Source organism: Bradyrhizobium sp. LMG 9283, from assembly GCF_045571415.1.
Taxonomy (GTDB): Bacteria; Pseudomonadota; Alphaproteobacteria; order Rhizobiales; family Xanthobacteraceae; genus Bradyrhizobium.
Genome location: NZ_CP120691.1, coordinates 7,299,689 through 7,317,847, shown reverse-complemented (window position 1 = coordinate 7,317,847; position 18,159 = coordinate 7,299,689). Strand labels below are relative to the sequence as shown.

Genomic DNA, 18,159 nt, shown 5'->3' with positions numbered 1-18,159 from the left:
GTCTTACTGTAGTGCACGAGGCCGAATACGTTCCTCAGCGGCTGAAGAGATCAGTAGCGCGGAGCAGCGGAGTGAAATGTGAGCGGCCAAGTTCTCGACCTTAGCGATTGAAGGTGAGGCTAGATCGCCGTCTCGCACTCACCGGCCGCCCGGTTGAGCACCTCGGCAAGCGGGTGCGGGCACCCGAACGCGGTGAGCGGCAACCTCGCCGCAAGTTCGCCGCAAGTTCGCCGCAAGAACCGGATGCCTTGAACCCGTCCAAACTCGAACTCTTGATTGCGGTCGCTTTGCCGGTCGTTGGCGGGTCAATGGAATCCCAGGCTGCGGGCCTTTGCCATGCCGAGAGAGCTCCAATGGGTGGCCGCAAGTTGCCGGGCTGCCATCAGATCCTCCGTCGCTGTTGCAGCCGCCACCTCTGCCACAGCGACCCGAATCTAGTGCGAATCTACAATTGCGAACTTGTGACTCGCGACACTAGTCTAGCGCCCGAGCACCAGCAGGTCCTCGCGTACGGTGAACTCGGGTTCAGGGCCGCCGAACTTGGGAGTACGCCGATGCGCCGGCATGCCCAAACGCGCGCCGGCACTGGCTGCCGGACGCAATGATTTTGTCCATGTTCGGCGCGAGCATGCCTAGACCATACGCGCAATGGCGCTCTTGCGCGCGCATTTGAAAAACACGATCGACCGGCGATAGCTCACCTGTGAGCCTTTTTGGCCCACAGCAGTCCGTCGGACCATATGTGCTCAACACATCCCCACTGGCAGGCCGATGCGACATCCGGGAAGAATCCACGTCCATGGTGGTTGGCGCTCGTATTGCAAAGCAGCGGAATGCCCGTGAGTTTTTCATACTCGACAAGGAGCTCCGCGACCTTGTGCTGAGAGGTTCTAGGAATTGTCTGCAATCGCGCAGATCCGTCAAGATGTACAACGGCGGGGATCTTGTCCCGCCATTCCGCTCGTGTCTCGTGATCAAACAGCATATAAGGATCCGGCGTTCCTGGGCTGAAAATATCCGGCGCACGATCCTCTAGGCATATAGGCGCCACTGGCCGGAAGCGCTCGCGAAGTTTGATGTCGTTGAGATGATCCTTCATTTCCGCCGATGTCGCGGCTGCCAGAATGCTTCTGCCACCCAATGCCCGTGGTCCAAGCTCCGCGCGGCCGGCGAGGAAAACCACGGGCTTATTGCTCGCGAGGATGGTCGCAAGTTCAGGCATGCTGCACGGCGCAGCCTCCCATTCGGACGGCACATCGCTGCGTATCAGGGCGGGGCCACTGTAGACCGACCATTCCAGCGGGACGAAGCCGCTGCCCGCCGCCATTGCGGAGCAAGCGGCACCGATTGCCGCCCCGCTGTCATTCGGAAAGGGCGGCACCCAGACAGCATCGAACAGGCCGGTACCACGTAGTGCGCTGTTCCATTTGATATTAAGGCCGCAGCCTCCGGCTATACACAAATTGCGCGATCCCGGAAAACCCGAATGCCGCTGCAAAATGGTCGTCATCTCGTGGATGAGGAGACGCTCGACGAAAGAATGAAAAGATGCAAGTACATCTTCGGGGCGTCTGGCCTTCAATCGCAGCGCGCTCGCGCGGAAGAAGTTGTGGATAGCCGCAAGTGAGGCTTCCACGCTGCTCTCCGCATGGTAACGGCGAGCGTGCTCTGGGTCGGCAGCCAAGCCCTCGTCGTAGAGCTCCCGAAACATAGCTATGATCTCTTCATCAGCAGATCCCAGAGCGATATAGGCCATCAGCTTGCCGGCAACACCTATGTCGTCCCAGCTGGAGCGGTCCGTATAGGGTCCGAAGTGATCGCCCGCGGCGGCGTAGACCTGCCCTATCAACGGAAACAGGCATTCAATGAACCGAGCGCCGCAGGGGTCCACGTAGTAGAGACGTGGAAAAATGATGCCATCCCATACCAGGCAAAAGGCAGATTGACCGGCTTTGGTAAATGGCTGGTGCAGTATGCTGAGGCCAAATGGCCTGTGACGTGCGGGTAGCTTCTATAAGGGAAGGACCTGCCGTCGAGCATCAGGCCAATGCCGTCGCGTGAAGTAAGAACGTCCTCGGCATGTCGTTCAACATACGGCGCCCACTTGAGACTGACAGGTTCCGCCCCGCTGAGGACCTGAAAACCCTCCCTCCACCACCCACCGTCGACGACGAACTGATCAACTTCGCGCGGATCTAGACCGTGCTCAGCCAAGGCGGCGACAATGGCGTCGAGATTATCGATGGCTTGATATCGTCGATTGTTGCCCCGCTTCTCCTGCTCGACACAAAAGATAAGCCGTCCGTCCTCGACAAGCGCGATCGCTCCGTCATGCCTCAGTTTGATACCGCAGATGCGCATAGTGCCTCCATGTCAAACGTCGGCAGTCAATTGATTCAAGATCAATCCGACTCCTAAAGCGGGACTAACAAATAGCCGCCTTCGTTGATGACGCAGCCTTGTGTACTGAGGCACAAGTTCGCTTTATTAGATTTCGTTAGTGTCGCATCGTTTTGCCATGTCTTTCGGGACAACAGTAATGGGGCATTCGATGGCGCAGCAACTTGCACTCCTAATCGTAAGCGATGAGGAACGGGCTGAGCTGAAGGCATTGGCTGGCCCGCCGGAAGACGGCCCAAGCCACGGCGCTGAGATCCCGCAGCCGGCCGCCTACATGGGCTCCTTGACGACATCAAGCCCAACTGGAGGTTCTGTACAAATCTTACGGGGCAGCTCAATCGTTCCTCTTGGTTCAAACAAGCTAAAGCACTTGCTACGTCGCTAAGGCAGCTACCAAATCGGATAGGCTGGAGCGCGACAGAGTAGAGTGAGACGCATCCATGTTGGCGGCGCCCCGCGTGACGTAGCCAACGAAGGGATAGCCGACCGGTTCGTTCCCTGACCGGCGGAGCCTTTATAGCTGTACCGATGCTGCACGCAGATCACAGTTTTGCTCAGGAGATCAGATCGCGATGCTCACGGGGGAGCCCTGCGAGCGCACGCCAACGGTCCGGCCGGAATTGAGCTCCGCTCCCACTCGAAGACGAGTGCGGAGATCCTGCGCCCTGACCTAGAACGAGAGGAGCTCCGGTGCGGGAGCCGGTTGGCGCTTCCGACTCACCTGCGCGGTGTCGTCGACCTGCTTGATCTTGAGACACTGGAAATACGCACGACCTAGTGTCCTGAACCAAAAGTTCGAACATTGCGTCGTGTTCTGCCGGGGCATTGCATCGGCAGAAGCGCTCGATCCAGGCAAGGATATCATTGCGGATTTGGTCTATCGGAACGGCTTGGGATCGGCGTTGTGTCGGTCGATGTCACCCCTGAGGGCGGCGACACTGCGATAGACGCACGCCGCGCCTGATCTTCTTGTGAGAAGCGCGAAGAAGCGCTCGACCTGATTGAGCCATGACGAGCTGGTCGGAGTCAGGTGCACATGCCAACGCGACTTTTTAGCCAGCCATCGCCGGATCAACCGGGTCTTATGCGTGGCATACATCCATGACGAGATGGAGTTGAATTCGCGCGGCACGGCGGCGTCGATCTCATCCAAGAACTTGCGAACCTCGGCGGCGCGGTGCCGCCGGAGCACTTGCCCATGACCCGTCCCGTCGCGATGACGAGGGCGGCGAACAGCGATGTAGTGCCGCGCCTTTTGTAGTTGTGGCTTCTTCGGGCCGGCTGGCCGGGACGCATCGGCAACATCGGCTGACTGCGGTCCAGCGCCTGGATCTCAGACTTTTCGTCGACACACAGAACGATGGCATGCTCCGGCGGCGGCGAGACGTAAAGCCCCCACGATATCGCGCACCTTGGCCACGAACTTCGGATCGGTCGAGAGCTTGAATTTCCCCAGCCGGTGCGGCTGGAGCCCGAAGGCCCGGCAGATGGGTTGCACCGTCGACACCGACAGGCTGCGGGCCTTCGCCATGCCGAGAGAGCTTCAATGGGTGGCGTTTTCGGGGCAGCTTTCCAGCGTCCTCATGATCACGGTTTCGATACGGGCATGGTCAATGGTGCGCGGCGGCCCGAGCGCGGTTCATCGTGCAGCCCGGCCAGTCGCTGCTCCACAAAACGCCGCAGCCCTTTGCTCACGGTCTGCCGGTCCAGCCCCCAGCCCCCAACCTCATTGAGCGGATCATGTGTCGCAACGCACTTCACTTCTTTCCAAACCGGCGGCGAGAGCAAGCGGCGCATTGAACCGCCCAGAGTGGCTTCGTCGGTCCACGCAGAAGTCAATTAACTGATGAGCGCAGAAGTACGCTTCTACCGACCCTGCTAAGCCCCGCCTATGGCGGGGCAAGATAGGAAGTCCGATGTCATGAAATCTCCTTGGGGAACCGCCAAAAACTCTCAACGAGACCATGATGGAAGCAGAGTTCAATCTCTTAGTCACGCGAAGTAGAGTGCGAGTACCATGTCGTGTTTGAGCCGAAGTACCGCAACAACTTGCTGCTCGGCAAGACAAAGCGGCATCCGGGCTAGGTGTTTCATGAACCGGCCAACATCCGATCTACCGTTCTAATCATCGCTTAATACCAACTTTGGCGGTTCCCATTCAAATTTCCAGCTTTGCTGGAGGTTATTGGCTAAACATCGACGGGATCGCCTCGGTGACCAAGCGGCCGCAGGACGTCATCGGCCTTCACTTCTTCTCCCCGGCCAAATCATGAAGCTCGTCGAGGTGAGACGCGGTCACACGGCCAGCGACGTGATTGCCGCTTCAACGAAACTAATCAAGCGGATCGGCGAGGTAGCAGTTCTGGAAGGCGTCTGCTCCGGCTTCATATCCAAGCGGGTGCTCTCAATCCGCGGGCGCGACGCGAACAAGACGGTTCTCGAGGGCGCAATGCTCTGCGACGTCGATCGCGCGCTATACGACTTCGGCTTCCACATAGGGCTGTTTCAGATGAACGAGCTCACGGGCCCCGATATCGGGTGGGTGATGGAGGAGATCGAAAAACTCCGCAGTTCTCGAGGTGCTCTGCGTGGTGGAACGCTTCGCCAGAAAAATGGTGCTGGCTACCGCGACCGACGAGAACCGCAACCCAAATGCCAGCCTCTGACCGAGAAGATTCGTTTCAGTGATCGGATGGGCAATGAGGCCACTTGCTCGCTGCTTGGCCCTCAACGAGGGCCCATCATGCTGAATAACGACTTTCCCGTCGACCGCCATGCCGTCTGCTTCTGCCTGCCATGAGAGCGTGGCCGGCATATACCTTCGCATTGACCCGAGTTGGCGCAGGATTTCGGCGACCGGAGCAGCCACATTGATCAAATTCAGCTCTAGCAGGCCGATAATGTTTCCATGAAAGATAAAACTTCTGTTGACTCTCGCAGAAAGAAGCGCGGGCGGAGAAATAATGGACGATTTGCTCGCAGGCCTCATGCAGGCCTGTCCAGACACTCGTGCCCGCGCGCGCTCAACAAGCTGCAATCCGTCAATATGATCCGGTGGTCGGCGACGGCGTAGTAGCGGGAGAAGCACCAGCGAGAGGAGCCTATGCCAGCACTCGATGCGTGCTGACGGCAACATTGGCGCCGAGACACGGGGAGCGGCATTCTGACAACGCCGTTTCCACTGGAAAGGCATAGCAGGGGATGATTAAGATGACGAAATTTTCGAAAATGCTCAGCGCCATGACCGCCACAGCCTTGGTGGCGGGCGCATTGGTGACGTTAAAGCCTGCGTTGGCAGACGATCAGCTTAGGATCGTCTCCTGGGGCGGGGCCCTTCAGTTGGCCCAGCGCAAGGCGCTTTTCGAGCCCTTCTCTCGCGCGGCCGGGATCAAGGTCACGGAAGACGAGTACAACGGCGAGATCGCCAAAATCCGCGCCATGGTCGAGTCCAAGACCGTGAGTTGGGACGTGCTCGACACCGATCCGCGCTCGGCGATGCAAATGTGCGCCGAGGGCATCATTGAAACGCTTGACTGGAAGAAGCTGGGTCTCGATCGAACCAAGTTCGTGGGCGGCGACAAGTATGACTGCGGGGTGCCGGCGAGCATCTCTGCCACGGTCATTGCCTATGACAAAGACAGGCTGGCGAACGGTCCGAAGACTATTGCCGACCTGTTCGACACGCAGAAATTTCCCGGCACGCGCGGACTGTGGAAGAATCCCTATGGCAATCTCGAATGGGCACTGATTGCCGATGGGGTGGCCGTCAAGGATGTCTACAAGGTCCTCAACACGCCCGAGGGCATCGATCGCGCGTTCAAGAAGCTCGACACGATCAAGAAGCACGTCGTCTGGTGGACCTCAGGGGCTCAGCCGCCGCAGCTACTAGCTGACGGCCAGGTCGTCATGACTTCGGCTTGGAACGGCCGCATCTACGATGCGGTCAAGAACTCCGGCAAGAATTTCGGGGTCGTGTGGGCTGGCCACACGTGGAGCTCGGACGTCTGGACGATTCCCAATGGCAGTCCGCATCGGGACGCTGCCTACAAGTTCATCGCCTTCGCCACTTCAGCCCAGGCGCAGGCCCACTTTTCGCGCTACATTCCCTACGGTCCTAGCAACAAGGACGGGATGTCACTTGTCGATCCGGCGATCCTGCCTAACCTTCCCAATGCGCCCGATCATGCGTTCAGTGCTCTAGAAAGCGACACCGCCTTCTGGGCTAACAAGGGCGACGAGCTGCGCCAGCGCTTCAACGTCTGGCTAGCGAAATAGACTGGAGCGAAAAGCGGTGAGAAGGATATGGACTCCTTACCACTACCCCAATAAACCAAAAGAGAGTGAGAAGTCGATGGTGCCGATGGCCGTCCAAATTGCTGGCAGCCCTGATGGAGTGCAGTGCGGATCAAGCTGCAGCAGATCCAGCGCCGGCGCAAGCTGAGGGCTTTCAGCCTTGTCCTTTCGCTGCTGCTGTTGGCCCTGATTGCGCTCGTCCTGCCAACCGCCTGGATGACGTTCAACGCGGTTCATGACGATATGCTCCCGGCGCTGCTGCCGCAAACCGTGGCAGCGCTCAGCGCTTGGGGGCAAGGACCTGCGCGACGAAAATGTTTATGCTGCACTCGCCAAAGACTTTAATCACGCCCCGGCGCAGAAGTGCGCGGGGGCGATCGGCAGGCGGATCAATATCGAGTTGCCGGGCGTCAGATAACGTCGAGGGCCCGCGAGCCGATCAGCTTTCCGCCGGTGCCTATAAGGCAGCGCTTATCAAGATCAATCAATTCTGCGTCAGCGCCAGGTATGGAGCATGTTGAAATGCGGAGTTCCAGCCGATACGGCCTATAGGCTGCTGCGTTCGGCCGATTACGATATGGCCCGATAGCCAGATCATCGCCTCGCCGCCGGAGCAAGCGATCTCCGCGACGCCTTCCTGCCCGCCCTACATATCAGCATCGATGTGACTGCCTTGACTGCTGCTCGGTTTTCCGGTGGTCTATCTCCTGGCGAGATTACCGCCCAGGATCAGTACTCTGCTGATGATCATGGTCGTGCTGCCGTTCTGGACGTCATTGTTGGTGCGCACACCGCCTGGGTGTTTGATCCCCATCTTTGATGGTGCGATCCTTTCCGCAGGATACAAGAAATCCCTATGGGACAGGTTCTACACGGCCGCGCCACTATGACAGAGACGATGCGTCGAGCAATACAAAATAGTCAAGAGAGCCTCAAGAGGCTCGCCAAGCGCTATGGCATCAATCCGAGGACGGTCGCGAAGTGCCGGCACCGAACCTCGACCGCCGACCGGACCCAGAGAGCCGCGCTCGACGGTGCTGTCGCTCGAAGAGGAAGCAGACATCGTGGCCTTTCGCAACCGTATGCTGGCCACTGGATGATTGTTTCTAGGTGCGGACCTGATCCAGCAGAGGTGAGGACGCTGGATGGCCAGCGTATCTTCGCCATCGCGCTCGGACCTGAACGACCATGACGAGTTGCGACATGATCCGGTGATGGCCTGCAAGCTCGAAGCGCCGTCACAAGAAAATGCGCGGCCTCGGCAAGTCGACGCTCAACCGGCTGGGGCTGAGCCGTCCGCAGCCGTCGCGCTATCACAAGATCAGCCACGACCGGCGGCGATCGAGGCGCTGTTCGTCGAGGGTACACAGCGGCTGCGCCCGAAGAGATCGTGCTCGACCTCGGACGCGACGGACGATCCCCTGGGGCAACCAGGAGGGGCGCTTCTTCCGCGGCTACTATTGCAACCTACCTGCCGCTCTAGATCTTCTGCGGCGATCACTCGTTTTGCGCCAAGTTGTGGCTGGCACTCGAAACCAATTCGGGCAGGTGCTCATAACGATACTGCCGCGAGCTTTTGCAGCCGCTCGAATTGTAAGCGCCACCGAGGGTGAGGCCCAGTCGACGCAATCGCTCCGCGCAATTTGGTCTGTTCTTTGCCGGCGAACTTCTTGATCCAGCCAAAGGCTCTCTATGAATTGCTGCTCCGCATCCCGGAGGGTTCGCGCCGCCCTCACCGGTTGTCGGTGGTTTTCAGGAAAGGTCGGATGCTGACCGTCTTCCACACTCCATTCCGATGGAATGGATCATTTCGCGTAAAGTCGATAGCTTCCGTCAGCGAGTTGGCCTCGATCAACAGCATGCTACCGATCCGCTTTTTGCCATCTTCAGTAGTCATTGGACCCGCAATCAAGAGCTTGACTGGCGGAAACCGAAAATACTCGTTGACGCGATAATACTCGTTGTGAGCTGGGTAATGCGCATCGCGCCCGCCTGCGTTTTCGGAGTCATCCAAGCAATAGATAATAAAATGCATCGGTGCATCTCAAGGTGTCCATGTGTGCAAACCCAGCGAGTAATTGCGGATCGAGTCACGGAGTGGGAGCAAATACATTAGCTCAGCTTAAATGTGAAGTTCCTGATTTCACTCTGCTTCAGCCGAAATGCTGCGCGGGGAAACGTCACGCCAAATCGATGCAGAAACTGGCTCGGCAAACCGTAAGGGACTTGCGCGGCGTCAGGGTCCCATCCATCCGCACGTCAGTACTCGCGCGTATCATACCTACCAGCGAACTCCGGGACTTTGGCGGCGTCCATGATAGTCAGGTCGTGTCCCCATTGATGGTGTAGCTCGGTAGAGCAAAGCCGCCCGCACGCGCGCCCTCACATAGCGCCGTAGCGGGCGGGCGGCTTTGCGGTGGTCACCGGCGGTTCGCCGGTAGGGTCGGGTTGCTGACACCAACCGGCAGCGAGCTGACCAGCAACGCCATCCTGACATGGGCGGATCAGAGCCGCGTCGCCTGGCACTACATTGCGCCGGGCAAGCCCATGCAGAATGCCTTCATCGAGAGCTTCATGTATAGACGGCCCCGCGGATGCAAGGGATTTCAGCAGCACTTTGGATACCGGTCGGGTGCGTTCATGTATACGGCCTGTTTGTGCGACCGATGCCATGGCCGCTGGCCCTGATGGAGATCGCGGATCGAGGCCTCATCAACGGGTCGCGCTTGTTGCGCTTAAAGCTCTTCGGGCTTGCTCGATCCCCAGCTCCGCCGGTGTCCATCATGCTGTCATCTGCCCTCACACCATAAGGTGGCCAACATACGCGACATTCAGGTCGCGAGCTTAGGCCGATAGAATTCCCCGGTCGTCATCATCGCCCAGACGATCCGTGCCAACTTGTTGGCAACGGCGATGGCGACGACCATGGGCCGACGCCGTCCAAGCAGGGCTTCGATCCAGCCGTCTCCAACCCGGGAGCGTACCTTTGGGTACCGAACGACGTTACGCGCTCCGATGACAAGCAAGTGCCTGAGATAGGAATCGCCCTGTTTCGTAATCCGGCCGAGCCGATCCTTCCCGCCGGTGGAATTCTGCTTAGGCGTCAGGCCAAGCCAGGCCGCGAATTCCCGCCCGGAGCGGAACATGGTCGCGTCCGGCACGGTCGCGGCGAGAGCCGTGGCCGTTATGGGACCGATCCCGGGAATCGACGACAGCAACTTCGCCATCGGATTTACTCGCTGGATCTGAGCCAGCTCGCGCTCGATGGCCTCGACCTGCCGGCCCAATTCCTTCAGTTGGTTCACAAGGACGGCCAGTGCGATGCGGGCGTGGGCCGGTAGTGTCAGTTCCTCGTCATCCAACAAGTCGACCAGACCATCCACCCGTTGCCGGCCTTGTCCGACAATGATTCCGAACTCAGCAAAGTGAGCCCGAATGGCGCAGGCTGTCATGGTGCGTTGGCGGACCAACAAGCCTCTTGCACGATGAAGCATCAAGAAGCCCTGGTTCTCCACGCTCTTGATTGGAACGAACCGCATATTGGGACGGGTGACCGCTTCGCAGATCGCGGCCGCGTCAGCGGCGTCATTCTTGGCTCCTCTTCGTACGTAGGGTTTAACATAGGCTGGCGGGATCAATCTCACATCGTGTCCAAACTGCCGAATCTCCCGCGCCCAGTGGTGAGCAGTCGCACAGGCCTCAATGCCGACTAGGCAAGGTGCGAGCGAGGAGAAGAACGACACGATCTCGCCTCGCCGGAGGCGTTGGCGACCGGCCACTTGGCCTTGGCCATCAACTGCATGGATGTGAAATACGTGCTTCGAAATGTCCAACCCAATTGTCGCGACTTCCATTGGTGAATTGCTCCTGTTAGCGGGTTCGTCCATCGCCAGTATATCGCCGGCGCCGAGGGAGGGGGGCCGTCTTCCCCATCAACGGCCGGCTGCGGGATGAATTGTTGAACGAGACGCTGTTCACGTCACTGGCCCAGGCGCGCGTCGCACTCGGATGCTGGCGGGCCGATTACAACGATGCCCGACCCCACTCGCAGCTCGGATGGAAAACGCCGTCCGAGTTCGCCTTCACCTGTCACCCGCGCCGGGATCTGGCGCTGCGCTATGCCGAAGGCTCCGCGCCAGCTCCCGTCGCTCCCACCGCCCAACCGGGCAAATCCAACGACCGGAGCGAACTCAGGATGGATAAAACTTGATGTGGTGGAACGGCCCGCTCCAACAGCATCAAAGTGCTAGAACGTGGTCGTTGTTCGAACGCCACAAAGGAGGGACCGTTCCGTGAAACAGGTTAGTACCATCGGGTTAGATTTGGCCAAGCACGTTTTCCAGGTTCACGGCGCGGATGCGGAGGGCTCGCCCGTGTTCAACAGGAAATTGCGGCGCAGCGAGGTTCTGCGCTTCTTCGAGAAACTGCCACCATGCCTGGTGGGGATGGAAGCCTGCGGTAGCGCCCACTATTGGGCGCGCGAGATCGCAGCTCTCGGTCATGAGGTGCGGCTCATTCCGCCGGCTTATGTCAAACCCTTCGTCAAGCGTGGTAAGACAGATGCGGCGGACGCGGAGGCCATCAGCGAAGCGGTGACCCGAAAGACTATGCGCTTCGTGCCGATTAAGACGGCTGAGCAACAGGCTGCCGCGATGGTGCTGAAGACCCGCGCTCTTCTAGTGCGGCAGCGAACGCAGGCGGTCAACGCGTTGCGCGCGCATCTGGCAGAATTGGGGATCATCGCCACCGCCGGCCTGGCAAAGGTTGAGGCGCTGGTCGCAATCATACGGGATGAGACAGATGCTCGCCTGCCCGCAGCAGCGCGCTTCGCGCTGAGGGCTATTGCCGACGAGATTGAAGCTTCAGCCGACCAGATCGAGAGGCTCGAGCGCGCAATCGTCGTGGAGGCCAAGCGCGACGAGGACATGCGTCGGTTGACCACAATCCCTGGCGTCGGCGCCATTACGGCGGCGACCATCAAGGCGCTTGTGCCGGATCCCGGCGGGTTCAAGTCGGCTCGCCACTTTGCCGCCTGGCTGGGATTGACGCCGCGGTCTCATTCAAGCGGAGGCAAAGAGCGGCTGGGACGAATATCGAAGATGGGAAATCCGGAACTCCGCTCTCTGCTCGTTGTCGGGGCAACGGCCGTCTTGCGGGTTGTCCGAAACGACGCTCGGGCGCGGCCGTGGCTGAAGGCGGCTTCTCGCCAGACGGCCCTTCAAGGTTGCCGCGGTCGCGCAGGCCAACAAGACGGCGCGGATCATCTGGGCGCTTCTGAACAAGGGCGGGACGTACCGACGTCCCGACCCGCTGACTGCCGCGGCCGCCGTCTGATGGACGCAGTGACCGCCAAAGCGATCTGACCGGCGCAGGCCGGCAGAGGGCAAGGTGCAACAACAGCCGATGACCCCATGGGACGACATCCCGAAACGAGTGAAGCTACTGCCCCCAATGCGCTCAAACGCGTAAACTTGATTTAGCTCCTCGTTCCGCGGATCTCATCGAGGCCAGCGGCCATGTGCCGCGCGCAAAGGCCGGACATATGACCGCACCGTCCCAATGTGTGAAATCGACTGAAGAAGCTCTTGCCTCGCGGGCCGTTCCACATATGGGGGCAAGGTCACGAGGTTGAGCGGCGCCGCGCACCGCTGCATCAAGGTCATGAAACGGCACCACGTTGCCCTTGTAGAGATCCGGTGCCAACGCATCAAAACCCGCCAGCGCAAAAGTCCACACAGGCCTTTGATATGGTCCGTTAAGCCCCCGTCACCGCGTGAATGACGACTACGCCTGACGCGTCGCCGCTCGCAGCATTGGCGAGATAGCCGGAGGCGTCCTCATGATCCGGGCGGTTGAAGATAGCCGCAGCTCCCATGTCTTCTCCTGCTTTTGCGGCGAATAGAGCTAGTCCTCTGGCGGAGTTTCTGCGTAACACGAAACACGAGAGCAGTAATCCCTGGGGCTAGTGCAAGAATGCGCCGTACGAACCAACGGCAGGTCTAAGTTCGCCATAGAATTAGGAGACAGCGAATGGCTACAGAAGTACTTCACTCATTGAGCGCTCAGAAGAAGAACGCATTCAGGGGCCTGACCGAATTCGCCGCGTCGGGTGCCTCGGCACCGGCCTGATCGGCGGGGGGGGGGGGGGCCGCGCTTTTTCTCGCGCGTGGTCTCGACGTGATCGCATGGGACCCCTCAGCCGAGGCCAAGGATCGCCTCAACAAGCTTCTCGCCATGGCCTGGCCTGTCCTGGAGCGACTCGGCGCGCGCCCCAACGATCGCGGCACTCTAACCTGGGCAGCGACAGCGGTCGAGGCGGTCTCGAAGGCTGATTTTGTGCAGGAAAGTGCTATTGAGCGAATTGCGGAGAAGCGCGACCTCTACGCCGAAATCGAACCTCATACACCGGCTGATGTGGTCATCGCTACGTCTACATCCGGCTTCACTATCGCCGACCTTCAGGCCGGCGGCACGAAGTCAAGTCGCCTCGTCATTGGCCACCCCTTCAACCTGCCGTACCTCATTCCGCTCATCGAAGTCGCCGGCGCGCCTTACACGAACGATGAAGCACTCGACGCCACGGAGGCATTCTACGAGTCCATCGGAAAAATCGTCATCCGCATGGTTCATGAAATTCCCGGGTTCGTCGCTAACCGTCTGACGGCTGCTCTTGAGCGCGAGGCCATGCATCTCGTCGCCGAAGGCATAGCCACGCTCGAGCAGATCGATGCTGCAATCGTCCACGGCTTGGCTCCCCGCTGGACTGCAATCGGCCCCTGCATGGTGCGCCAACTCTCGAAGGATGTCGGAATCGACCATTATTTCGAGACTTTTCATCTGAACAGCGAAAGATCCCTCTCGCACCAGAAACCACCGGATTTCACGCCGGAACTCATCCGGGCGATGAAGGACGGCTGCAATACCATGGCGGCTGGCCGCAACAACCTGGAAATCGCAGCGGCACGGGACGCATGATGATTGAGACGCTGCTTGCGCAGCGGAAGATGGGGCTCATGAAGCACGGTGTCTGAGCGTAGCGGCATGGAGGCGTCCTTACTTCGTCCAACATCCATCTAGCTCTAACGCAAGGCGCTGAGCGTGAGGCAGCGAGCAGCTTATAAGTGTCGCGGCTGGCTAATTTATCAGCTGCTGCGCCCGAAGCAGCCGGTCGTGCCGCGCGCTCCGCCAGAAGTATCCGCGGTCGCCCGCGTGCCACGCTAGCAGTGGGGAGCGTACCCGCGCTCAACCAAGCAAAGCATTCCCGGGCATCGGCCGGCGTGCCGACACTCGCTGACGGGATCCTCATTCGAAGCCAACACACCTCGGCGGAGATAGACGACGCCAAAGGCTTCGTCCAAGTTCACGACCTGTGCCTGTATTCGCATTTCCTCCCGGCTGCAATCCAATCCCGCCCAGCTGGAAGTTTCCGGCAGGCAATCCTTCATTGCCAGTAGAACAAAAGAGGGGTCGAGAGCGCGATACCCATGCCCAGGCAGAACTGGAGAACCGTATTCCTGTCTTTGCTTTCCTTGAGGAGCTTTTTTGGACGACTTCGACTCGAGATCGAAGCATTCAAGCTTGGTCTTAACGGCAGCATCCTGGATCGGCTTCGCCGCTCGCGTATGTCGGATCTAACATAAATCCGTTCACCCATGAGCAGCATGCTAGAATTCAATGTTGGAACGGCGGGCTGCAGTTTGGCCGCGTGGAGAGTGCGTGTGTCGCATCTCAAAGTGTGGCGCCCTGGCTGACTAACAAGAATCCAAGACGACATCTGCATCCATTCCGCACGTCAAGATCGACGCGCCGGCAAAGCCGCTTCACGATCTGCTCATACAGCTCGAGCCTATTCGAATGGCTGGCGGACGTAAATGTGAGCACCGTAGACCCGGCATTTGCTGCCTCAAGTGCGGCCTAGTTACTTTCGGCGGCGACTTAGGAAGATCAGATGCTTAACGTCGCAACGTTCGCGCCGGGAACTGCGCATGTGCGGCTTTTCGAGACGTCAAGAGCTCCTGTGTTGCTATTGGTCAGCCTAAGCCCGCTCGGTAGCTGGAAAGATGTTGCACCGATTGCTCACCGGGCTGGCGCCCCTGACGTAAGAGTTGCCGCGCGACCGACATTACGTGGCACGCTCCCGCCTTGCTCGCGCTGCGCTTTGCGCAGACGCTCCAGGACGTCGGCGCGGAACGGCTCGACCTTGCGGCTTGCCACGCCAACATTGAGCTGCAGGTGCTCGGCAGTCGCGGCCAATGCGCCGTCACGATCGTCGATCATTTCCTGGTGGAAAACGAAGCGCTTAATGTCGATATCGAGGATGCGCGTCCTGACGGTGAGAGTGGCACCTGCACGGACTTCGCGGACGTAAGTGATGTGAATATCGCCCGAGAAAATGGAGTAGCCTTCGTCCAAATAGGAGAGGCCCAAGCCGAGGTCGCGCCCGGCGAGATTGCTCGCAGAGCAAAACACTTCGAAGTACGGGATGACGTTCATATGCCCGTTGAAATCAAGCCAAGACGATGGGACTGGGCAGCGATAGATGAACATGGTGTTTGGAGCTTCAATCGCGATGGGTGTGTTCCGGGTTGAGCGTCAAGGCAAATAGAATGTTACATGAGGCTTAGCCCCTGTCGGCCGCTGTCACGGCCAAGCTTCCATCGCCTCGCCAGCAGGATGATCCTTGCGGCGCGTGCACTAGCCCGATGGATACGGCTGATTCCAACGCGAGCCGACAGGCGGTCGAGATGTCGTAGACCGGCAAACCGAAGCGGTCGCGGATCGCTGGCGTGATCACTGGAAAGCTCGTGCATGAGAATAGCAACGCGCGAATCCGCGGATGGGCCATACGCAGCCGCTCGACGCAGGAAGCAACGTCCTCCTCAAGCTCCTCAGGTTCCGTCGGTCGGTTCATAGACGCGTTTCGCGACATGTTGCCGCCCTCGATCCCGCCGACGACAATCCTGGCTCGCTCGGCGGGATCATTGATCCCGAGAAGGTCCTCGGCAAACAGAGTCGCGTCTGCCGTGCAGACGCCGATCTGGGCGTCTGGAGGGAATTGCCGCAGCAATGACGGAAGTAGGACCAGAGTCGACAACATCACGGGAACGTTCACAGCAGCGGCAACAGCCGCCTGGTAACGAATCGCAAAGCCGCAATTCGAACCAACGGCGATAGCGCCTTGTTTGACGAGCTTGCGCGCAGCTGCGATGTAGGCCGGCACGATCTCGGGGGCGCCCCTCAGGGTGGCGTCGATAGTTGCTCCCCTGACATTCTCGATGAGGACAGGACAGCCGTAGGTTTGCGGGCTCATCAGGGAGCCGGGACGCGGCGTGGGACGCACCCAGCCCGGCTCGCGGTCGAAATCCAGGATTCCAAGACAGCTTTTGTCCTGCGATGCCATTATGGTGCCTGGAAAGTAGCGATTAACTCACTCACTATATTTAAGCCTCCTGATGAATTTACTCGAATCCAGTCGCGCGGCGGCCGAAATTGCTAGTCTGGTCGAGAGCTTGCGAAGGTTTCCCGCATTGGATTCATTTAAGAATATTCTAGCGTGGCACAAAGATTGATCGCCGCTTCGAAAGCGAGGTACCAAACTGCCATCGCTCCGCTCCACGTGCATTCTACATGTTTCGGCTCGCAAGCATATGGATTGCATTTACAAGACGGAGTGGGCTCGAGCGACGTCCGTTTGGATATCGAAGGTTACTGAGCCGGTGATGCGTGGACGCCGCTGGTTAGTATGAATGGTGTCAATAACTTATAGCAGTTCTTACTCTCCTTCGCACGAATCAAGCTGCCGTATTTCGATAAAATCGGAGAAATGACGTGCGATATGGCGCGCCGACGCAACGTGGCTCGCATTAGGCAGCTGGGGTCTTTCTGATCGTATGTCGGCCTGATTCGTCGAACTTGCCGCTGGGCGCCGTCCGTTTTTCATCGAGCGGTGCGGTCCTGGCGAAGGTGGGCGCTGCCGCGGCTAAGACGTCGTGTCATGGCGCGCAGATGGGCGTCGTGCTAGGTTCTGTCGAGACGAAAATCGCGATGGACGAGCAGGCAGACGAGCGCAATTTTGGCGGCATTGGGCATGTCCGACAGCGCCCTCCAGCTGCTATTTCGAACAGCCGCTCCCGCCGAAGCAAGCGTCCACTCGACAGGTTCAATGCTGCCTCTCAAAACTCAAGTGCGTCGATACGAAATGAGGACCCGAAATGCCTGTCCATTGTCGCGCGCAACTCTGCTCTGGCTAAGGTAATTGTTCAACCGTGCCAATGTGCGGCTCTCGGCCAGTGGTTGGCCGATCGAGAGAGAAGGCGCAGAAAAGCTTCCAACGAGAAAGAATGGCACAGGATTGCAGCAAAAAATGCACAGAATTGCCTGCTGGCGAGGGGGGCTGCTTGATATCGTAGTCACGCGGATAGCACTTGCTCGGGTAGCTGCGGTGACGCAACCGGTCTGTTCCGTGCGGAGCCGGCGTCCGAGTTTAGATCTTTGCGTTGCCTGTATTGGGAAAGAACGAAATGACTGAGTTACTATCTACCCGTCGCGAAGGCGCGATCCTCGAAGTCACGTTGGACAGGCCGAAGGCCAACGCTATTGACGTCAAAACGTCCCAGCTGATGGGCGAAGTGTTCAAGAGCTTCCGGGACAATCCAGATCTGCGAGTTGCGATCATACGAACTGCTGGTGACAAATTCTTCTGCGCCGGCATGGACCTTAAGGCGAGGGCCAGCAGCGACATCATAGATGATGATTGGGGCATCGGAGGATGGGGAGGCCTTCAGGAGCTGCGTGACCTCAACAAGCCGGTGATTGCCTGCGTTAACGGCATAACAGTTGGCGGTGGATTCGAGCTGGCGCTCTGCTGCGACCTTATATACGCGTCCGAACATTCCTCTTTCGCACTCCCTGAATTGCGAGCCGGAACACTGGCGGACGCGGCGACGATTAGGCTGCCCAAGCGCATCCCTTATCACATCGCGATGGGTCTTCTACTCACGGGACGATGGATGGATGCGGCGGAGGCGCACCGTTGGGGCGTTGTCAACGAGGTGTTGCCCAAGGAAAAGCTTGAGGAACGCGTTTGGGAGATCGCGAGGCTGCTCGCCAATGGCCCCCCGCTGGTGCTCGCGGCCATCAAGGAGACAGTGCGCGTGGCCGAGACGCTGTCGTTCCAGGACGCAATGAACCGAGTAGCGGGCCGTCAGCTCGCAACCATTGATGCGCTTTATGGCTCAGAAGACAGACTAGAAGGCGCCCGGGCATTCGCAGAGAAACGCGATCCGGTTTGGAAGGGCAAGTAGCCCGCTGCTGTCGAAAGGTCGAAAAACGACCTGGCGGTTGGCAAAGTACTGCCGGACGGAGTTCTGGAGCGGTCGATTAGGACAGCAAATATAGCATGTTGGCGCCGGCCAGGTGATCCAGCGCCAACAGCTTCGCCGGGCCCGGGCGCGTCATATCGGTCGA

The 18,159-nt window shown here is 59.2% G+C and carries 11 protein-coding genes and 6 pseudogenes; 8 read left to right on the top strand and 9 right to left on the bottom strand.

Translation table 11 applies throughout. The features are described 5' to 3' along the window. Positions 1-697: 697 nt before the first annotated feature. The 3 genes and pseudogenes from nodU to P6U29_RS34170 form a co-directional block, all read right to left on the bottom strand. Positions 698-2,361: pseudogene (gene nodU / locus P6U29_RS34180) on the bottom strand (nodulation protein NodU). A 916-nt stretch (positions 2,362-3,277) separates the two neighbouring features. Then, positions 3,278-3,553, bottom strand: coding sequence for a hypothetical protein (locus P6U29_RS34175; protein WP_407114637.1), 276 nt, complete (start codon positions 3,551-3,553; stop codon positions 3,278-3,280). A gap of 180 nt (positions 3,554-3,733) precedes the next feature. Further along, on the bottom strand, positions 3,734-3,931 hold the full coding sequence (locus P6U29_RS34170) for a hypothetical protein (protein WP_407114636.1): 198 nt from the start codon (positions 3,929-3,931) through the stop codon (positions 3,734-3,736). 738 nt (positions 3,932-4,669) lie between these two features. Between P6U29_RS34170 and P6U29_RS34165 the strand changes: the two genes are divergently transcribed. Next, positions 4,670-5,200 (top strand): 3-hydroxyacyl-CoA dehydrogenase family protein, encoded by a 531-nt coding sequence (locus P6U29_RS34165; protein ID WP_407114635.1) that lies wholly within the window; start codon positions 4,670-4,672, stop codon positions 5,198-5,200. A 410-nt stretch (positions 5,201-5,610) separates the two neighbouring features. Next, positions 5,611-6,675: an ABC transporter substrate-binding protein gene (locus tag P6U29_RS34160; protein WP_407114634.1), complete on the top strand. Its 1,065-nt coding sequence runs from the start codon at positions 5,611-5,613 to the stop codon at positions 6,673-6,675. A gap of 42 nt (positions 6,676-6,717) precedes the next feature. On the opposite strand, the gene P6U29_RS34155 is transcribed toward P6U29_RS34160, so the two are convergent. Beyond that, complete coding sequence (locus tag P6U29_RS34155) at positions 6,718-6,930, bottom strand: hypothetical protein (RefSeq protein WP_407114633.1); 213 nt, start codon at positions 6,928-6,930, stop codon at positions 6,718-6,720. 619 nt (positions 6,931-7,549) lie between these two features. On the opposite strand from P6U29_RS34155, the pseudogene P6U29_RS34150 reads away from it, so the two are divergent. After that, positions 7,550-7,797 (top strand): annotated as a pseudogene (locus P6U29_RS34150) (IS481 family transposase); the annotation flags it as partial. 628 nt (positions 7,798-8,425) lie between these two features. On the opposite strand, the gene P6U29_RS34145 reads toward P6U29_RS34150, so the two are convergent. Continuing rightward, positions 8,426-8,728, bottom strand: coding sequence for a YciI family protein (locus tag P6U29_RS34145; protein ID WP_407114632.1), 303 nt, complete (start codon positions 8,726-8,728; stop codon positions 8,426-8,428). A 425-nt stretch (positions 8,729-9,153) separates the two neighbouring features. Between P6U29_RS34145 and P6U29_RS34140 the strand changes: the two are divergent. Beyond that, positions 9,154-9,267: pseudogene (locus tag P6U29_RS34140) on the top strand (integrase core domain-containing protein); the annotation flags it as partial. A gap of 257 nt (positions 9,268-9,524) precedes the next feature. On the opposite strand, the gene P6U29_RS34135 reads toward P6U29_RS34140, so the two are convergent. Continuing rightward, positions 9,525-10,547, bottom strand: a complete 1,023-nt coding sequence (locus P6U29_RS34135; RefSeq protein WP_407114556.1) for an IS110 family transposase — start codon at positions 10,545-10,547, stop codon at positions 9,525-9,527. 80 nt (positions 10,548-10,627) lie between these two features. Here P6U29_RS34135 and P6U29_RS34130 point away from each other — a divergent pair. Next, positions 10,628-10,903, top strand: a pseudogene (locus P6U29_RS34130) (transposase); the annotation flags it as partial. A gap of 82 nt (positions 10,904-10,985) precedes the next feature. Then, positions 10,986-12,027, top strand: a pseudogene (locus P6U29_RS34125) (IS110 family transposase). 294 nt (positions 12,028-12,321) lie between these two features. On the opposite strand, the pseudogene P6U29_RS34120 reads toward P6U29_RS34125, so the two are convergent. Further along, positions 12,322-12,568: pseudogene (locus P6U29_RS34120) on the bottom strand (dienelactone hydrolase family protein); the annotation flags it as partial. A gap of 302 nt (positions 12,569-12,870) precedes the next feature. Here P6U29_RS34120 and P6U29_RS34115 point away from each other — a divergent pair. After that, the gene (locus tag P6U29_RS34115; RefSeq protein WP_407114631.1) at positions 12,871-13,668 is read left to right on the top strand and encodes a 3-hydroxyacyl-CoA dehydrogenase NAD-binding domain-containing protein; all 798 of its coding nucleotides are present in this window, start codon (positions 12,871-12,873) and stop codon (positions 13,666-13,668) included. A 1,101-nt stretch (positions 13,669-14,769) separates the two neighbouring features. On the opposite strand, the gene P6U29_RS34110 is transcribed toward P6U29_RS34115, so the two are convergent. Then, positions 14,770-15,240, bottom strand: a complete 471-nt coding sequence (locus P6U29_RS34110) for a thioesterase family protein (RefSeq protein ID WP_407114630.1) — start codon at positions 15,238-15,240, stop codon at positions 14,770-14,772. Positions 15,241-15,313: 73 nt separating this feature from the next. Further along, positions 15,314-16,093 (bottom strand): hypothetical protein, encoded by a 780-nt coding sequence (locus P6U29_RS34105; protein WP_407114629.1) that lies wholly within the window; start codon positions 16,091-16,093, stop codon positions 15,314-15,316. A gap of 1,120 nt (positions 16,094-17,213) precedes the next feature. Here P6U29_RS34105 and P6U29_RS34100 point away from each other — a divergent pair. Continuing rightward, a complete protein-coding gene (locus P6U29_RS34100; protein ID WP_407114628.1) occupies positions 17,214-17,996 on the top strand; it encodes a carnitinyl-CoA dehydratase in 783 nt (260 codons plus the stop codon). Positions 17,997-18,159: the final 163 nt, after the last annotated feature.